This is a genomic window from Azospirillum thiophilum (assembly GCF_001305595.1).
Classification (GTDB): Bacteria; Pseudomonadota; Alphaproteobacteria; order Azospirillales; family Azospirillaceae; genus Azospirillum; species Azospirillum thiophilum.
Genome location: NZ_CP012401.1, coordinates 1,457,848 through 1,474,080, shown reverse-complemented (window position 1 = coordinate 1,474,080; position 16,233 = coordinate 1,457,848). Strand labels below are relative to the sequence as shown.

Genomic DNA, 16,233 nt, shown 5'->3' with positions numbered 1-16,233 from the left:
TTGAAAGCGTCCGACCGATGGCCGACCCTTGCTCCGTGCATTCCAAGATCTGTCTGGTCCGGCTCCTTCTGGCGGTTCCCCTGCTGCCCGGCCTGCCGGCCTCCGTTGCCGGTCCGGCCATCGTGGCCTGGTCGGCCATGACCCAATCCGCCCTGGCCCAGTCCGCCATGACCGGCCCGGTGCGCGCCGACCCGATGCAGACGGTCGGCGCCGAGGTCCATGTCCGGATGGAGGCTCTGCCGAAGCCCTACGCCACCCCGGCCGTCGCCAACGAGGCGGTCCCGGTGCCCCGCCCCGCCGGCCAGCCGCTGAAGGCGCCGCGCGGCTTCACCGTCACCCTGTTCCGCGACGGGCTGGAGAACGCGCGCAACCTGCTGGTCCTGCCCAACGGCGACGTGCTGGTGGCCCGGCAGCGGCCGGGCGTCCTGACCCTGCTGCGCGACGCCGACGGCGACGGCCGGGCGGAGCTGGCGCAGAGCTGGGCGGAGGGATTCGACCAGCCCTTCGGCCTCGCCTTCCACGACGGCGCGGTGCTGGTCGGCGCCCTGGACGGGGTATGGCGGCTGCCCTGGACGCCCGGGGCGGACCGGGCGGGGGAGCGGCGGCGGCTGACGCCGGACGGCGCCTTCGGCAGGCGCGGCGGCCATGCCACGCGCTCCGTCGCCGTGGCGCCGGACGGGCGGCACTTCTATGTCGGCATCGGATCGGAGGGGAATATCGGGGTCGAGCCGGAACCGCGTGCCACCATCCAGGAATTCCGCATCGACGGCAGCCGCCAGCGCACCTACGCCGCCGGCCTGCGCAACCCGGTCGGCCTCGCCTTCAAGCCCGGCACCGGCGACCTCTATACCGTGGTGAACGAGCGCGACGGGCTGGGCGACCAGCTGGTTCCCGATTATCTGACCGCGGTGGCGCCGGGCGGCTTCTATGGCTGGCCCTATTCCTACATCGGCGCCAACCCGCAGCCCGATCTCGCCGGGCGGCGCCCGGATCTGGTCAAGGCGGCGCTGGTGCCGGGCCTGCTGTTCCAGGCGCATTCCGCCCCGCTCGGCCTCGTCTTCGGCGATGCCACGCACTTTCCGGAGCGTTACCGCATGGGCGCCTTCGTGGCGCTGCACGGGTCGTGGAACCGGGCGCGGCCGACCGGCTACGCCGTCGCCTTCGTGCCCTTCGACAACGCCCCCTTCGACAAGAGCCGCCCGACCGGCACCTATGAGACCTTCGTCACCGGCTTCCGCGCCGGCCCGGACTCCGGTTCCGACTCCGGCACCGGCACGGACTCCGGCGACGAGACGCCGCGGGCCTGGGGCCGGCCGAGCGGGCTCGCGGTGACCGCCGACGGCGCGCTGCTGATCGCGGAGGATTTCTCCGGCTCGGTCTGGCGCGTCGCCTATGCGGCGGCGGAGAGGGAACCGGAAGCGGGCAAGCCCTGACCGGTCAGCCGCATCCGCTCAGCCGATCCGGCCGGGAGCCCCGTTCAGCAGCATTCGTCCTCCAGCCGGCGCAGCATCGCCAGGCCTTCCTCGTCGTCATGCTCCTCGAACAGGTCGGCAAGGTAGTAGATGTTGGAGCAGAGCAGGCACAGCCCGTCGGCCTGCCGTTTCAGCGGATCGTCGGCGACCGCCAGCTTGGTGCGGAACCGCTCCCAGAAGGCGTTGGTCTTGGCGGGATCGTCGATGTGCATGTACAGCCGTTCGATGATGCGGCGGCTGTTGCCCTCGCAGTCGATGCCCTTGAACGAGACGTAACGGTCGGGTGCCTCGATGCTGTCCACGGATGCGGCCTCCTTTGCCGGTTGCCAGGGGTGGGGAACTCTGCACCGATGCTTCCCCGGCGGTGACTGCGTCTTCAAGCCGCACTGCACCAACCGCATCCCGCCCGCGCGAACGGCCGGACCGCTGCATGAACGGTTCGCCTACAGGGCCAGCCGCTTCTTCAGCGCATCGGCGCGGTTGCGGCTGACCGGGATGCGGGGGGAACCGGGCGCCGCCATGACGAAGGCGGCGCGGCCGTCCTGCCGCTCCACCGCCCGGGCATGGCGCAGGTTGACGATGTAGCCGCGATGGGTGCGCACGAAGGAGCGCGGGTCGAGCCGGGCTTCCAGCTCCGACAGCGGCAGGCCGCAGAAGAAGGCGCCGTCGGCAGTGTGGACCGTGGTGTAGTGGCCGTCGGCCTGGAGATAGACCGCGTCCGCCGGGTCGAGCAGCACGATCCCCTGCCCCTTCTCCACCGGCAGCTTCACCAGCGGCTCGGCCGCCGGAAGCGCTGCGGCGGGCGGCGAAGCGGGCGAGCCTGCAGGCGGTGCCACGGCGGGCTTGACCGCCTCCATCAGGATGAGCGCGGTAACCGCGTGTCCCGCCCCCTCCCCCTCCGGTGCCGCGGCGGCCGGCGCCAGCGCGCTGGCCTTCACCACCAGCACCCGGCCGGGCAGCGCCACCATCATCGAACGTGCCGAGGCCGGGGCCGCGGGGTCGCCGGCCGCCGCCAGCAGCAGTTCCACCTTGGCCCGGTGCGAGGGCGGGTGGAGGTCGTGCAGACAGGCGCCGACCAGACCGGCCGCCCGTTCCCCCAGCAGCCGCACCGCCGCCGGATTGAGCGCCAGCACCCGCCGCGCCCCGTCCAGCAGCACCAGCCCGACATCCATGTTCTGCAGCGCGTATTCCATGGATGCCCACTATAGCCGCGGTTTCGGCTCAGCTCCCGTCTTTCCGCCGGGTCGAGGTCAGCGCGGCGACGACGCCATGGAGGGTCCGCACCTCCTGCTCGGTCATCTCCATCCGCTCGAAGGCATTGCGCAGGGTGCGGACCATCGAGGGGCGCTTCGCCTCGCTGGTGAAGAAGCCGGTGCGGTCCAGCGCCGCCTCCAGCCGCTCGAAGAAATTCGCCCGCTCGGCCATGGTCGCCGGCCGGGTCGGGCCGGTGTGCAGGAAGCGGTCGGGCGTGCGGTCGCCGGCCTGGAACCATTCATAGCCGATCAGCAGTACCGCCTGCGCCAGGTTGAGCGACGAGAAGGCCGGGTTCAGCGGCACGGTGACCAGCGTCTGGGCCAGGGTCAGGTCGTCGTTGAACAGCCCGGTGCGCTCCGGCCCGAACATCACGCCGACCTTCTGGCCGGCGGCATAGCGCTCGCGCATCTCCCCCGCCGCGACCCGCGGGGTGACGAAGCGCTGGATCATGTCGCGGGTGCGCACCGTGGTGGCGTAGACCGCCTCCAGGTCGGCCACCGCGTCGGCCGTGGTCTCGAAGATCCTGGCGTTGTCGATGACGATGTCGGCACCGGATGCCGCCGCGGTCGCCTTCGGGTTGGGCCAGCCGTCGCGTGGGCTGACCAGACGCAGGTCGGTCAGCCCGCAATTCAGCATCGCCCGCGCACAGGCGCCGATGTTCTCGCCGAGCTGCGGCTGCACCAGGATGACGGCGGGGCCGCCGAGGATGGACTCGCGGGTGGGGTTCTGGCCGGAGGTCATGGGGACATGGTTCGTTCGAGGTGAAGTGATGGGGCGCCCTCCCTAACCCTCCCCCTCTTCGAGGGAGAGGGAACTGCCGCCGCTCTGCGACTCCCTCCCTCCCCCGCGATCGGACCGACCTTCGGTCGGCCGAGAGCGGGGGAGGGCCGGGGAGGGGGCAATCCGGACCGGAGCCCCGCCTATTCCTGCTGTTCCGTCGGCTCCGTCTCGACCTTCACCGGGCCGCCGTCCAGGGCGGTCAGGCGCTTCTTCAGGTCGGAGACGTCGGCGTACAGGCGCTTCAGGCGGGCGAGGCCCTTGTATTGTTCGAAGGCGCGGGCGCGCGGCACGGCGGGATAGCCCATCCACACCGACTTGGGCGGGATGTCCATGCCGACGCCGGAATTGGCGGCGACCACGGCGTCGCTGCCGATCTTGACATGGTCGGCGACGCCGACCTTGCCGGCCAGCACCACGCGGTCGCCGATGATCGTGCTGCCGGCGATGCCGACATGGCCGCACAGCATGCAGTTGGTGCCGACCTGGACGTTGTGGCCGATCTGGACGAGGTTGTCGATCTTGGTGCCGCTGCCGATCCGGGTGGCGGTGACGGTGCCGCGGTCGATGGTGGCGCCGGCCCCGATCTCCACGTCGTCGCCCAGGATCACCGTGCCGATGGAGTTCACCCGGCGGATCAGCACGTTGGTGCCGACGACGCGCCCGGTGGTCTTGGCCGATTCGACGCTGCCCGGCTCGGGCGTGACGAAGCTGAAGCCGTCGTTGCCGACCGCGGCGTTGGGATGGATGATGCAGCGGGCGCCCATCTCGACCCGCTCGCCGATGCGGGCGCCGGGATGCAGCAGGCAGCCCTCGCCGATCACCGCGTCGGCGCCGATGGTGACGTGCGGCAGGACGACGGCGCCGGCGCCGATGCGGGCGCGCGGACCGACATAGGCGAAGGGGGCGATGGAGGCATCGGGCGCGACCACCGCGTCGGGCGCCACATAGGCCTGCGGCGACACCCCCGGTTCGGCATGGACCGGCCGTTCGAAGAGGTCGAGCATTCCGGCCATGGCATAGCGCGGACGCGGCACCACGATGCGGCCCCGGATGCCGTCGGGCACCTCGACCCCTTCGGCGACCACGGCGGCGACCGCCTTGCTGCCGGGCAGCAGCGCCAGCAGATCCTTGTCCATGGCCAGCGCCAGATCCTCCGGCCCCTCCGCCTCCGACGGGTGGACGGCGCGGCGGATCAGGATGGAGCCGTCGCCCTCGATCCGGGCATCCAGCGCGTCGGCGATCGCGGCCAGGGTCAGGGGAAGCTGGGTCAGGGAGGATTGGGTCATGGGTGCGGCACACCGGTATCAGGGACTTCGGATCGCATCGCCGTCCCGCGAAGCCTCTTGAGCGCTGCGGACGGCGCGGCGGACCCTAGCACGGGCGTCCGGCGGATGGCGAGGAGTCAGAAGGCGGCGCCGGCCTGCGCATCGGCCGCCTGCCCGTTCCGCGCCCCCGGCCGCAGCCAGCCCTTGACCCGCTGCTTCACCCGCCGCATCAGCGGCTGGCGCGCCTGGACCGCGTAGTATTTGCGCACCGTCTCCAGGATCTCCCAGGTGCCGGTGAAGCCCATCGGCAGCACCAGCGCGTCGCCGGCCCGGTACTCGCGCGGGCTTCCGCCCTCGGGCGTGATGACGACGCGGCCGGCCAGCAGGACGCAGAACTCGTGATAGGGCCAGTCCGTCATCGCCACGACGCCCGGCGTGCATTGCCACACCCCCGAACGGAAGCGCCCGTAATCGCCCTCGAACAGGTTGCGGTGGATTTCCAGCGGCTGGCCGGAAAGGATGGCGCCGAAGACCGCGGGCTTGCCCACCTCGTCGTCGGCGATGCGGCGGCTGTCGATAGGAACGGGGGTGAAGTCGGGCATCGGCTCTCCCGGTCGGAGGGTGGCAGGTCGGAGGGTGGCAGGTCGGCGCGCGCAGGCCTGAGCCTGCCGGCGCTTGGCGCAACACCCCGCCCGGCCGAAGGTTCCCGGGATCACACGGAATCCCGGCGGGGAAAGTCTCAGCCGCCCAGATTGACGATCTCCACCCGCCGGTTGGCTGCCGCCTTGGGCTGGTCGGGCAGCAGAAGCTCGCGGGCGCCCATGCCGGACGCCTCCAGCCGGTCGCGGCGGATGTGGTGGTGGGTCGCCAGATACTCGACCACGCCCGCCGCCCGCCGCCGCGACAAGGCGAGGTTCGCCGCATCGCCGCCGACCGCATCCGTGTGGCCGACGACGCGGAACCGGGTGCGGCCAGCCGCCGGGTTCGCCATCACCGCCGCCACCTTGTCGAGGATCGCCCGCGATTCCGGCCGGATGCGGGCGGAATTGAAGTCGAACTCGACCCGGAAGGCGGCGCGCAGTTCGGGTGACGGCATCGCCGCCGGACCGGGCAGCGGCGGCACGGTCACCGGCCCCGGCCGTGCCGGCCCGGCTGCTGTTGCTGCTGCGGCGGCGGGCGGCGGGACGGCCGGGCGCCGCATGGCCAGCGGCGGACAGGTCGGATCGGTGGTCCCCAGCAAGGCCGCCTGGATTTCGCATTCGCTCGGGTTCGGCCCCATCGGAATCGCGGGATTGGGCAGGGCCTGGGCAAGCGCCGCCACCGGCAGGATCATCCAGGCGCAAGCACCGAAAAGGCACCCCCATCGCATGGCCGCATTGTTCGGACCGCGGACGGTCGTGGCACATTGCCCGTGGAACAGTCCTGCGTGCATCTGTAGCATCCCGGTCCGTATCTTTCGTATAGGGCGCTTGGGAGGAAACAAGCATGAAATCGCTGAAGGCTCTGCTCGCCGGCATCGCGCTGGCCGCGCTGACGGTCCCGGCCATGGTGGCGGGCGCGGCGAACGCTGCCGACTACAAGGCGGAGTACAGGCTTTCCACCGTTTTGGGCAAGCCCTTCCCCTGGGGCATCGGCGGCGACCGCTGGGCCGAGCTGGTCAAGGAGAAGACCGCCGGCCGCATCAACATCAAGATGTATCCCGGCACCTCGCTGGTGAACGGCGACCAGACCAAGGAATTCACCGCACTGCGCCAGGGCACCATCGATCTGGCGGTTGGGTCGACCATCAACTGGTCGCCGCAGGTGAAGGAACTGAACCTGTTCTCCCTGCCCTTCCTGATGCCCGACCACAAGGCGCTGGACGCCCTGACCCAGGGCGAGGTCGGCAAGAAGCTGTTCGACCTGCTGGCGACCAAGGACGTGGTGCCGCTGGCCTGGGGCGAGAACGGCTTCCGCGAGATCTCCAACTCCAAGCATGCGATCAAGGCGCCGGGCGACCTGAAGGGGCTGAAGATCCGCGTCGTCGGCTCGCCGCTCTACCTCGACACCTTCACCGCGCTGGGCGCCAACCCGACGCAGATGAGCTGGGCCGACGCGCAGCCCGCGCTCTCCACCGGCGCCGTCGACGGGCAGGAGAACCCGCTGACCATCTTCGTCGCCGCCAAGCTGGCGACGCTGGGCCAGAAGCACCTGACGCTGTGGGGCTATGTCGCCGATCCGCTGATCTTCGTGGTCAACAAGGAGGTCTGGAGCAGCTGGTCGAAGGAGGACCAGGAGGCGGTCCGCGCCGCCGCCGTCCAGGCCGCGGCGGAGGAGGTGGCGATCTCCCGCAAGGGCATCACCGCTGCCGACGACAGCCTGCTGAAGGACATCGCCGCCCAGGGCGTCGAGGTGGTGCGGCTGACGCCGGAGCAGCAGAAGGCCTTCCAGACCGCCACCCAGCCGGTCTTCGACAAATGGACCAAGCAGATCGGCCCCGATCTGGTGAAGGCGGCGCAGACCGCCATCGCCGCCGGCAAGTGAGCGGCGTGTTCCGGCGGTAACCGCCGGCTGCAATTTCCAGCCGCACCGATACGGCGCCCGGCCCGTCCGCCGGGCGCCGTTTTTTCATGCTGCAACCGCGCCGGGGCATGATGCGCGTTGCAACGGAATGGAGTACAAACGACCGGTGACGCCGGCCCGTCCGGGTGCGGCGCGACTGGAGGCCGGGTTGCGGGGCGGGCGCGCATGACGTCGGAGATGCTGCTGGCGCTGTTCTGCATCGGCGCCCCCCTGCTGTTCCTGGCGATCCGCCGCGGGCTGCTTCATCGGACGGAGCGCGAGGTCCGCCGCGCCGGCGCCAGGCTGGTTGCCGAACGCGACGCGCTGGAGCGCCAGGCCAACGAGCTGGAGGCGATGCAGGCCGACATCGAGGCGACGAAGGCCAGGCTGGCCGAGCTGTCGACCCACAAGCTGATCCTGACCCGGCGCAACGGCAAGCGCACCGCCTCGTCGCGCCGATTCATCCACGAGATCGGCCGGCCCGAGCCGACCCGCAACCGCTTCGTCTTCCGGCTGGCGATGGCGCCCGGCTTCATCGGCAAGCCCGATGCCAAGGCGGTGGTGCATCCCGACATCTGGCGTTTCGAGAACGAGGCGCAGGTCTGGGCCGCCGACTTCGCCGCCGCCCGGATGCTGACCGGCAGCATCTTCCACGACCGGGTGGGCGTCACCGTCTCCGGCGAAGACACCGTCGAAGACGCAAAGGAGGACGCCATGGCGGAGGCCGCGGCGCCATGACGGCCCTGTGGATGCTGGGGGCGATAACCGGCCTGGGCATCGGCCTGCTGGGCGAACGGATTCTGGGACGCCGGGCCGCACGCCAATCGGCGCGGCTGGCGGCGCTGAACGAGCGGCTGGACGTCTATGCCAACTTCGCCAAGCTCGCCGCCGTCCGCCGTGCCGAGACCGAGGAGACGCTCTCATCCCTGCGCCGCGAGGCGGCGGAGGCGGAAGGCGAGATCGGGGCGCTCCAGACCGCGGCGACCGACGATGCCGCGCTGACAGCGACCGAGTTCCATTGCGTCGACCGCGTCGCCCGGGCCGGCGGCCCGCTGTGGCATGTCGCGGTCGAGGCGCTGGATGCGACCGCCCCCTGGACGGGCGTGCGCCATTATGCCGTCGCCGCCGAAACCGCCGACGAGGCCCGCAAGCGCATCGGCGAACGCCATTCCTCCGCCACCGCCTTCGCCATCGCGCCGGCCGCCCCGCTGGTGCTGCCGGACCGCTGACGGGTGACGTGAAACAGGCCCCGGCTTGGGGCCGGGGCCTGTTTCGTCTCATGGAGGAGATGGGGGCCACCCAGGAAGGCAGCCCCCGCTTCCGTCAGGCGTTGTTCATGCGGTTGTCGATCAGGTCGGTGACGACGCCCGGATCGGCCAGCGTCGAGGTGTCGCCGAGCGCGTCATGCTCGTTGGCGGCGATCTTGCGCAGGATGCGGCGCATGATCTTGCCGGAGCGGGTCTTCGGCAGGCCGGGAGCCCACTGGATCAGGTCGGGCGAGGCGATCGGGCCGATCTCCTTGCGGACCCAGGCGACCAGCTCCTTGCGCAGCTCCTCCGTCGGGGTCTCGCCGGCGTTCAGCGTGACGTAGGCGTAGATGCCCTGGCCCTTCAGGTCGTGCGGATAGCCGACGACCGCGGCCTCGGCGACCTTCGGATGGGCGACCAGCGCGCTTTCGACCTCGGCGGTGCCCATGCGGTGGCCGGACACGTTGATGACGTCGTCGACGCGGCCGGTGATCCAGTAATAGCCGTCGGCGTCGCGGCGGCAGCCGTCACCGGTGAAGTACTTGCCGGCGAAGGTCGAGAAGTAGGTCTGGACGAAGCGCTCGTGGTCGCCGTAGACCGTGCGCATCATGCCCGGCCACGCGTCGGCGATGCAGAGGTTGCCCTCGGTCTCGCCCTCCAGGACCTGGCCCTCGTTGTCGACGACGACCGGCTGGACGCCGAAGAAGGGCTTGGTCGCCGAACCCGGCTTCTGGCCGATGGCGCCGATCAGCGGGGTGATCAGGATGCCGCCGGTCTCGGTCTGCCACCAGGTGTCGACGATCGGGCAGCGGGCGTCGCCGACCACATTGTAGTACCACAGCCACGCTTCCGGGTTGATCGGCTCGCCGACCGAGCCCAGGACGCGCAAGCTGGCGCGCGAGGTCGTCTTCACCGGCCCCTCGCCTTCGCGCATCAGCGACCGGATGGCGGTGGGCGCGGTGTAGAAGATGTTGACCTTGTGCTTGTCGATGACCTGCCAGAAGCGCGAGACGTCCGGATAGGTCGGCACGCCTTCGAACATCAGGGTGGTGGCGCCGTTGGCGAGCGGTCCGTAGACGATGTAGCTGTGACCGGTGACCCAGCCCACGTCGGCCGTGCACCAGTAGACCTCGCCCTGCTTGTAGTCGAAGACATACTCGTGCGTCATCGACGCGTAGACCAGATAGCCGCCGGTGGTGTGCAGCACGCCCTTCGGCTTGCCGGTCGAGCCGGAGGTGTAGAGGATGAACAGCGGATCCTCGGCGCTCATCTCCTCCGGCGGGCAGTCGGCGGAGACGCTCTCCATCTCCTCGTGGTACCAGAGGTCGCGGCCCTCGGTCCAGGCGACGTTGCCGCCGGTGTGCTTGACGACCAGCACATGGCGGACCATCGGGGCGCCGGCCACCGCCTTGTCGGCGTTGGCCTTCAGCGGCACCTTGCGGCCGCCGCGCAGGCCCTCGTCGGAAGTGATGACGAAATGGCTGTCGCAGTCGACGATGCGGTCCTTCAGGCTGTCGGGCGAGAAGCCGCCGAAGACGATCGAATGGATGGCGCCGATGCGGGTGCAGGCCAGCATCGCATAGGCGGCCTCCGGGATCATCGGCAGGTAGATGGTGACGCGGTCGCCCTTCCTGACGCCGTTCTTCTTCAGGACATTGGCGAGGCGGCTGACCTTCTCGTGCAGCTCCTTGTAGGTGATCGCCTTGGAAACGCCGGGGTCGTCGCCTTCGAACAGGATGGCGGTCTGGTCGCCGCGGGTCGCCAGATGGCGGTCGATGCAGTTGGCCGAGACGTTCAGCGTGCCGTCGTGGAACCAGCGGATATGGACGTCGCCGTTGAAATCGACGTCCTTCACCTTGCTGTAGGGCTTGATCCAGTCGATGCGCTTGCCATGCTCGCCCCAGAAGGCCTCGGGGTCGTTGACCGACTGCTCGTACATGCGGGCATAGGCTTCCGCATTCACATGGGCGGTGGCCGCGATTTCCGGCTTGACCGGAAAGAAGCTGTTGTCGGTCATGAGTGCGTTTCCCCGTGGTGCTTCCGATTGGCCGGAAGATGTTGGAGGGCGGTGGGCCGCCGCCCGGAATTGAGCGGCATTATCCACACAAGTTGCGGGACGAACAAGCGAATCGGCCCGCGCCGGCCCCCCGACCAAAGGAGGATTGTATCGCTGATTTTGCAGCGCGAGACTGTTTCTTCCCCAAGCATACCAGGGCACGCAGCCCCCAGGGCGCCATTCCCCCGGCGCTTCCGGCGCGACCATCCGCCGCGCCGCGCCGCAGCATGCTCCATGACCGTCCCGTAACGACCGGTCGCTTGCTTAACCCGACCTTAACCGGGCGGCCACTATAGAATTGCTGCATCACGGTAACGATCATCGGCGCAAGGATCGCAATGCCCAGCACCACCAACGCGGACGATCTGGCTGAAACCGGCAACGGCATCGGCCGCCTGGCCGCCCTGGCCGACCGCACCAGCCTGATGGCCATCGACGCCGCGCTGCGCCTCCTGCCGCGCGACGGAATCCCCGCCCTGTCCGACACGACCTCGGCCGCCGGCATGGCCGACATCGCCCGGCGCATGCTCCAGGCCACCGGCGATTTCCGCGCCGTCATGCAGGAAGCGGCGGAGTAAACACCTCCGCCGCCTTGCCGCTCCCCTATCGGGCCAAGCCTATCCCGCCAGATTCCGAAGCACGAAGTTCAGCACGCCGCCGTTCCGGTAATACTCGACCTCGTCCAGCGTATCGATGCGCAGCAGCAGCGTGTGGTGCTCGACCGTTCCGTCGGCCCGGGTCAGGGTCAGGGCGACATCCTTGCGCGGGCGCAGGTCCTGCTCGATCCCGGCGATGTCGAAGGTCTCCGACCCGTCCAGCTTCAGGTCGGCACGGGTCAACCCGTCCTTGAACTGCAGCGGCAGGATGCCCATCCCGACCAGATTGGAGCGGTGGATGCGCTCGAAGCTCTCAGCGATCACCGCCTTGATGCCCAGCAGCCTGGTGCCCTTGGCCGCCCAGTCGCGGCTCGACCCGGTGCCGTATTCCTTGCCGGCGACCACCACCAGCGGCACGCCCTCGTCGGCGTAGCGCATGGCCGCGGTGTAGATCGGCAGCCGTTCGCCCGACGGGTAATGCTTGGTCTCGCCGCCCTCCACGCCGGGGAGCAGCTCGTTGCGGATGCGGATGTTGGCGAAGGTGCCGCGCATCATCACTTCATGGTTGCCGCGGCGGGCGCCGTAGCTGTTGAAGTCCTGCAGACGCACCTGATGGCTCAGCAGATACTCGCCGGCCGGGCTGGTCCGCTTGATCGAGCCGGCGGGGGAGATGTGGTCGGTGGTGATGGAATCGCCCAGCACCGCCAGCGCGCGGGCGCCGCGCACGTCCGACACCGGGTCGAGAGTCCTGGTCAGGCCGCTGAAGAAGGGCGGCAGCTTCACATAGGTCGAGGCGTCCTGCCACTGGTAGGTCTGGCCCTCCGCCGTGGCGATGGCCTGCCACTGCTCCGGCCCCTTGAAGACATCCGAATAGCGGCTGCGGAACATGTCGGCGGTCAGCGAGGCGTCGATGGCGTCCTGCACCTCGCGGTTGGTCGGCCAGATGTCCTTCAGATAGACCGGCTGCCCGTCGGTGCCGGTGCCGAGCGGCTCCGTCGTCAGGTCAATGTTCAGGTTGCCGGCCAGCGCATAGGCAACGCACAGCGGCGGCGAGGCGAGGTAGTTGGCGCGGGTGTGCGGGTTGACCCGGCCCTCGAAGTTGCGGTTGCCCGACAGCACCGCGCCGACCACGAGGTTGCCGTCCTCCACCGCCGCGGCGATCGGTTCCGGCAGCGGGCCGGAATTGCCGATGCAGGTGGTGCAGCCATAGCCGACGATGTTGAAGCCGAGCCGGTCGAGATAGGGTTGCAGCCCGGCCTTGGCGAGATAGTCGGTGACCACCTGGCTGCCCGGCGCCAGCGAGGTCTTGACCCACGGCTTCTGCGCCAGCCCCTTCTCCACCGCCTTCTTCGCCAGCAGGCCGGCGGCGACCAGCACCGCCGGGTTGGAGGTGTTGGTGCACGACGTGATGGCGGCGATGACGACCGCGCCCTGTTCCAGGCTGTAGCCGGCATCCTTCACCGGAACCGCCTTCTTGGGATCGTCGGCCTTGTAGGCCTCGGCCATGTCCCTGGCGAAGCCCTGGGCGAGGGCCGACAGCGCGACGCGGTCCTGCGGCCGCTTCGGCCCGGCCAGCGACGGCTCCACCGTGCCCATGTCCAGTTCCAGCACGTCGCTGAAGACCGGATCGGGGCTGTCCGGCTCGCGCCACATGCCCTGGGCCTTGGCATAGGCCTCGACCAGCGCGACGCGGCCGGGGTCGCGGCCGGTGAAGGTCAGGTAGCGGATGGTCTCGGCATCGATGGGGAAGATGCCGCAGGTGGCGCCGTACTCGGGCGCCATGTTGCCGATGGTGGCGCGGTCGGGCAGCGTCATGCTGTCCAGCCCCGGCCCGAAGAACTCGACGAACTTGCCGACCACGCCCTTCCTGCGCAGCATCTGGGTGACGGTCAGCACCAGGTCGGTGGCGGTCATGCCCTCCTTCATCCGGCCGGTCAGCTTGAAGCCGATGACCTCGGGGATCAGCATGGAGATCGGCTGCCCCAGCATCGCGGCCTCGGCCTCGATGCCGCCGACGCCCCAGCCCAGCACCGACAGGCCGTTGACCATGGTGGTGTGGCTGTCGGTGCCGACCAGCGTGTCGGGATAGGCCACCGGCCTGCCCGACGGGTCGGCGTCGGTCCACACGACCTGCGAGAGATATTCGGTGTTGACCTGATGGCAGATGCCGGTGCCCGGCGGCACCACGCGGAAATTGTCGAAGGCCTTCTGGCCCCAGCGCAGGAACTCGTAGCGCTCCAGGTTGCGCTCGAACTCCAGGTCGACGTTGCGCTGGAAGGAATCGGCACCGCCGAAATAATCCACCATCACCGAATGGTCGATGACGAGATCCACCGGCACCAGCGGGTTGATCTTCGCCGGATCGCCGCCCAGCGCCGCCATCGCCTCGCGCATCGCCGCCAGATCGCAGACCGCCGGCACGCCAGTGAAGTCCTGCATCAGCACGCGCGCCGGGCGGTAGGCGATCTCACGGTCGGACCGCTTGTCGACCAGCCATTGGGCCACCGCCTTCACGTCGTCGACGGACACGGTGCGCCCGTCCTCGAACCGCAGCAGGTTTTCCAGCAGCACCTTCATCGAGAAGGGCAGCCGCGACAGATCGCCCAGCCCCGCCTGTTCGGCGGCCTTCAGGCTGAAATAGTCGTAGCTCTTGCCGCCCGCACTCAGTGAGCGGCGGGTCTTGAGCGAATCCTGACCGGTGAAGGTGGTCACGGGGAAGCCTCCTTGGCTTTGGGTCGGGCCTCGACACGGGCTCGGCGCTTGGCTGGCGCTTGGAAGAGCGCTTCGGTTACGGTCCGGCGGATGACGGTCCTGCGGACAGGGCCGCCGGCGGAACCCGGATTTCATGCTGCCAAGATGTAGGGCGCCCTCCCGGCAGATCAAACGCAGGGTTCAAAGAAAGCGCAAGCATGGGCATGGACATGAGAGGGTGGCGGACATGGGGATGGGCGGGCAACCGCTGCCGATCATCCTATGCCGTCTCGGCGGTTTCTTTCTTTACTCATATGAACATCAGAGAAAGCTGTTCCGGCATTCATGCCGGCTTCATCGCCACATAGCGGACGAAGCGCAGGCCGTTGCCCAGCACGCGCAGCCGGGCCCACCACAGCGCCAGCTCCCGCTTCAGCGACGCCAGCACCGGCGCCGGTGGGACGGACGCGGTCAGCGTGTCGGCCAGCTTGCGCACGCGGTCGATGATGTGACGGCGGTGCAACTGGGTCAGATCCTCGGAGATGCGCAGGTCGAGGTTGCGTTGGGTCAGTTCGTCGGCCATGCGGGTGGCGGTCCAGGGATAGACCTCCATCGGCTCCTCCTCCCGCCAGCCGTTCCAGGCGTCCCAGGAACCGGGGGCGCCGTCGATCACGTAATCGAACAGCACCATGCCGCCCTTGGGCTTCACGCAGTCGCCGGCACGGTCGAGGAACAGTTCCTTGTCGCGCAGGCGGTGGACGATGCGGTCGGCCATGACGAGGTCGAAGCTGCCGGCCTGGTTGAAATGCTCCGGGTCGTAATGGGCGACCGGCGCCTTCCTGGACAGGCCGAGCGCCTTGGAACGGTCCATCGCCAGCTTCGCCAGCAGCGGCGACGGCTCCAGCCCGGTCACCCAGGTGTCGCAGGTCTCCGCCAGCGCGCGGGCGGTGCCGCCCAGCCCGGCCGACAGGTCCAGCACGCTCTTGGCCGGGTTGAGCCCGAAGGAACGGACCGAATCCACCATCCACGCCGCTTCCTCCGGCCCCGTCATGTCGCGGCCCCACAGAAGCTGGGCACCCTCGCTGCGCGACGGCGACCACACCGGCTCGCCATGGCGGTCGAGCTGCATCAGGGAGAGCCGGTCGAGCTCCGGATCGATCGTGCCGGCCGCCGCATCCGACGGCACCGCCGACGAAGGGGCAGTCAGGGGGGAGGCGGCCGGGGATGGGGACGTGGAGGCGGTGCCGATCGCCTCGAGCGGACGCAACGGGCGCCGATCCGCCGAATTACGCAGGGCCGCCCTGTCGGAAACGCGGGGCAGGCGCGCCAGGTCATACCCTTCCCACCAGGCCGCCAGACGGATGCGCCAGTCGGGATTTCGCCACCGCTCCAAATCATGCGGACTGATCTGCGGAACCACGGCCTGCCCTTTCCAGGTCAAGGGGCGAAACGCGAATCTAGACTTTCGGAGTATGACATCGCCGTCCCACCCCGCAATTTAGAAGTAAGATCCGGCGGTTTGTCTGTCAAGAAACCATTATTTAACGATTTCGACTTTGTTCTCAGCAATTGTCTGCAAATTTTAGGTAGTTTTGTCTCTACAGTGTTATGGGGCGGCCATTGCCGCAATCGGGTGGCCTCCCTATACTCCGGGCACAACCGACTTGAGGGAGAGCCCCGCGTGCCGATCGAAACCGGTGAGTCCGCCGGCAATCCCTGGACCGTGCTGACCAGCACGACCAGGTACGAGAATGCCTGGATGGAGGTGATCGAACACAAGGTTCTGACCCCGAAGGGCGTCCCCGGCATCTACGGCGTCGTCCACCCCCGCAGCATCGCCACCGGCGTGGTCCCCATCCACGAGGACGGGTCGGTGACGCTGGTAGGCCAGTACCGCTTCCCGCTGCAGCAATACAGCTGGGAAATTCCGGAAGGCGGCGGGCGCAAGGGCGTGGAGCCGCAGGAATCCGCCGCGCGCGAACTGCGCGAGGAAACCGGCCTGACGGCGCGGCGCTGGATGCCGCTGATGACCCTGCACCTGTCCAATTGCCTCACCGACGAGGTTGCCCATACCTTCGTCGCCTGGGACCTGGAACAGGGCCTGTCCGCCCCCGACGAGACCGAGGTGCTGGCGGTCCGCCGCGTGCCCTTCGCGGAAGTCATCGACATGGTGATGGCCGGCGCGATCACCGACGCCATGGCGGTCGCCAGCCTGCTGAAGCTGCGGGTGCTGGCGGCGGAAGAGGCGCTGCCCGACGACCTCGCCCGCCGGCTCCGCGTCTGATAGGCTTGCCATCCGGACCGCCCATTCCGGCCCCGCCCACCGTTCCC

General features: G+C 69.3%; 15 protein-coding genes. 6 read left to right on the top strand and 9 right to left on the bottom strand.

What is annotated here, in order from left to right; all coding sequences use genetic code 11:
* The first annotated feature begins 17 nt into the window (after nucleotides 1-17).
* Nucleotides 18-1,433 (top strand): PQQ-dependent sugar dehydrogenase, encoded by a 1,416-nt coding sequence (locus tag AL072_RS06830; RefSeq protein ID WP_082108835.1) that lies wholly within the window; start codon nucleotides 18-20, stop codon nucleotides 1,431-1,433.
* Between the two features lie 44 nt (nucleotides 1,434-1,477).
* Here the strand turns inward: AL072_RS06830 and cowN are convergent, their stop codons facing one another.
* The 6 genes from cowN to AL072_RS06800 form a co-directional block, all read right to left on the bottom strand.
* A complete protein-coding gene (gene cowN / locus AL072_RS06825; protein ID WP_045580964.1) occupies nucleotides 1,478-1,774 on the bottom strand; it encodes a N(2)-fixation sustaining protein CowN in 297 nt (98 codons plus the stop codon).
* Between the two features lie 141 nt (nucleotides 1,775-1,915).
* Nucleotides 1,916-2,665, bottom strand: a complete 750-nt coding sequence (locus tag AL072_RS06820) for a LytTR family DNA-binding domain-containing protein (protein ID WP_045580965.1) — start codon at nucleotides 2,663-2,665, stop codon at nucleotides 1,916-1,918.
* Between the two features lie 28 nt (nucleotides 2,666-2,693).
* Nucleotides 2,694-3,467 carry an RNA methyltransferase gene (locus tag AL072_RS06815; protein WP_045580966.1) on the bottom strand — a complete coding sequence of 258 codons (774 nt, stop codon included), beginning with the start codon at nucleotides 3,465-3,467 and terminating at the stop codon, nucleotides 2,694-2,696.
* A gap of 179 nt (nucleotides 3,468-3,646) precedes the next feature.
* Nucleotides 3,647-4,792 (bottom strand): UDP-3-O-(3-hydroxymyristoyl)glucosamine N-acyltransferase, encoded by a 1,146-nt coding sequence (gene lpxD, locus AL072_RS06810; RefSeq protein WP_045580967.1) that lies wholly within the window; start codon nucleotides 4,790-4,792, stop codon nucleotides 3,647-3,649.
* A gap of 116 nt (nucleotides 4,793-4,908) precedes the next feature.
* Entirely contained in the window at nucleotides 4,909-5,373 is a 465-nt protein-coding gene (locus AL072_RS06805) for a cupin domain-containing protein (RefSeq protein WP_052709919.1), read from the bottom strand.
* 137 nt (nucleotides 5,374-5,510) lie between these two features.
* On the bottom strand, nucleotides 5,511-6,104 hold the full coding sequence (locus AL072_RS06800) for an OmpA family protein (protein ID WP_245636787.1): 594 nt from the start codon (nucleotides 6,102-6,104) through the stop codon (nucleotides 5,511-5,513).
* Between the two features lie 152 nt (nucleotides 6,105-6,256).
* On the opposite strand from AL072_RS06800, the gene AL072_RS06795 reads away from it, so the two are divergent.
* From AL072_RS06795 to AL072_RS06785, 3 genes are all read left to right on the top strand, one after another.
* A complete protein-coding gene (locus AL072_RS06795; RefSeq protein WP_045580969.1) occupies nucleotides 6,257-7,294 on the top strand; it encodes a DctP family TRAP transporter solute-binding subunit in 1,038 nt (345 codons plus the stop codon).
* Nucleotides 7,295-7,498: 204 nt separating this feature from the next.
* A complete protein-coding gene (locus tag AL072_RS06790; protein ID WP_045580970.1) occupies nucleotides 7,499-8,050 on the top strand; it encodes a hypothetical protein in 552 nt (183 codons plus the stop codon).
* Nucleotides 8,047-8,541, top strand: a complete 495-nt coding sequence (locus tag AL072_RS06785; RefSeq protein ID WP_045580971.1) for a hypothetical protein — start codon at nucleotides 8,047-8,049, stop codon at nucleotides 8,539-8,541. Before AL072_RS06790 ends, AL072_RS06785 begins: the two co-directional genes overlap by 4 nt.
* A gap of 94 nt (nucleotides 8,542-8,635) precedes the next feature.
* On the opposite strand, the gene acs is transcribed toward AL072_RS06785, so the two are convergent.
* Nucleotides 8,636-10,576, bottom strand: a complete 1,941-nt coding sequence (gene acs, locus AL072_RS06780) for an acetate--CoA ligase (RefSeq protein ID WP_045580972.1) — start codon at nucleotides 10,574-10,576, stop codon at nucleotides 8,636-8,638.
* A gap of 377 nt (nucleotides 10,577-10,953) precedes the next feature.
* Here acs and AL072_RS06775 point away from each other — a divergent pair, with 377 nt between their 5' ends.
* Nucleotides 10,954-11,193, top strand: coding sequence for a hypothetical protein (locus AL072_RS06775; protein ID WP_045580973.1), 240 nt, complete (start codon nucleotides 10,954-10,956; stop codon nucleotides 11,191-11,193).
* A gap of 39 nt (nucleotides 11,194-11,232) precedes the next feature.
* Here the strand turns inward: AL072_RS06775 and acnA are convergent, their stop codons facing one another.
* Both acnA and AL072_RS06765 read right to left on the bottom strand, forming a co-directional pair.
* Entirely contained in the window at nucleotides 11,233-13,923 is a 2,691-nt protein-coding gene (gene acnA, locus AL072_RS06770) for an aconitate hydratase AcnA (RefSeq protein WP_045580974.1), read from the bottom strand.
* A gap of 322 nt (nucleotides 13,924-14,245) precedes the next feature.
* Entirely contained in the window at nucleotides 14,246-15,322 is a 1,077-nt protein-coding gene (locus AL072_RS06765) for a class I SAM-dependent methyltransferase (RefSeq protein ID WP_045580975.1), read from the bottom strand.
* Nucleotides 15,323-15,583: 261 nt separating this feature from the next.
* Here AL072_RS06765 and AL072_RS06760 point away from each other — a divergent pair, with 261 nt between their 5' ends.
* On the top strand, nucleotides 15,584-16,186 hold the full coding sequence (locus tag AL072_RS06760; RefSeq protein ID WP_045580976.1) for an NUDIX domain-containing protein: 603 nt from the start codon (nucleotides 15,584-15,586) through the stop codon (nucleotides 16,184-16,186).
* Nucleotides 16,187-16,233 lie beyond the last annotated feature (47 nt).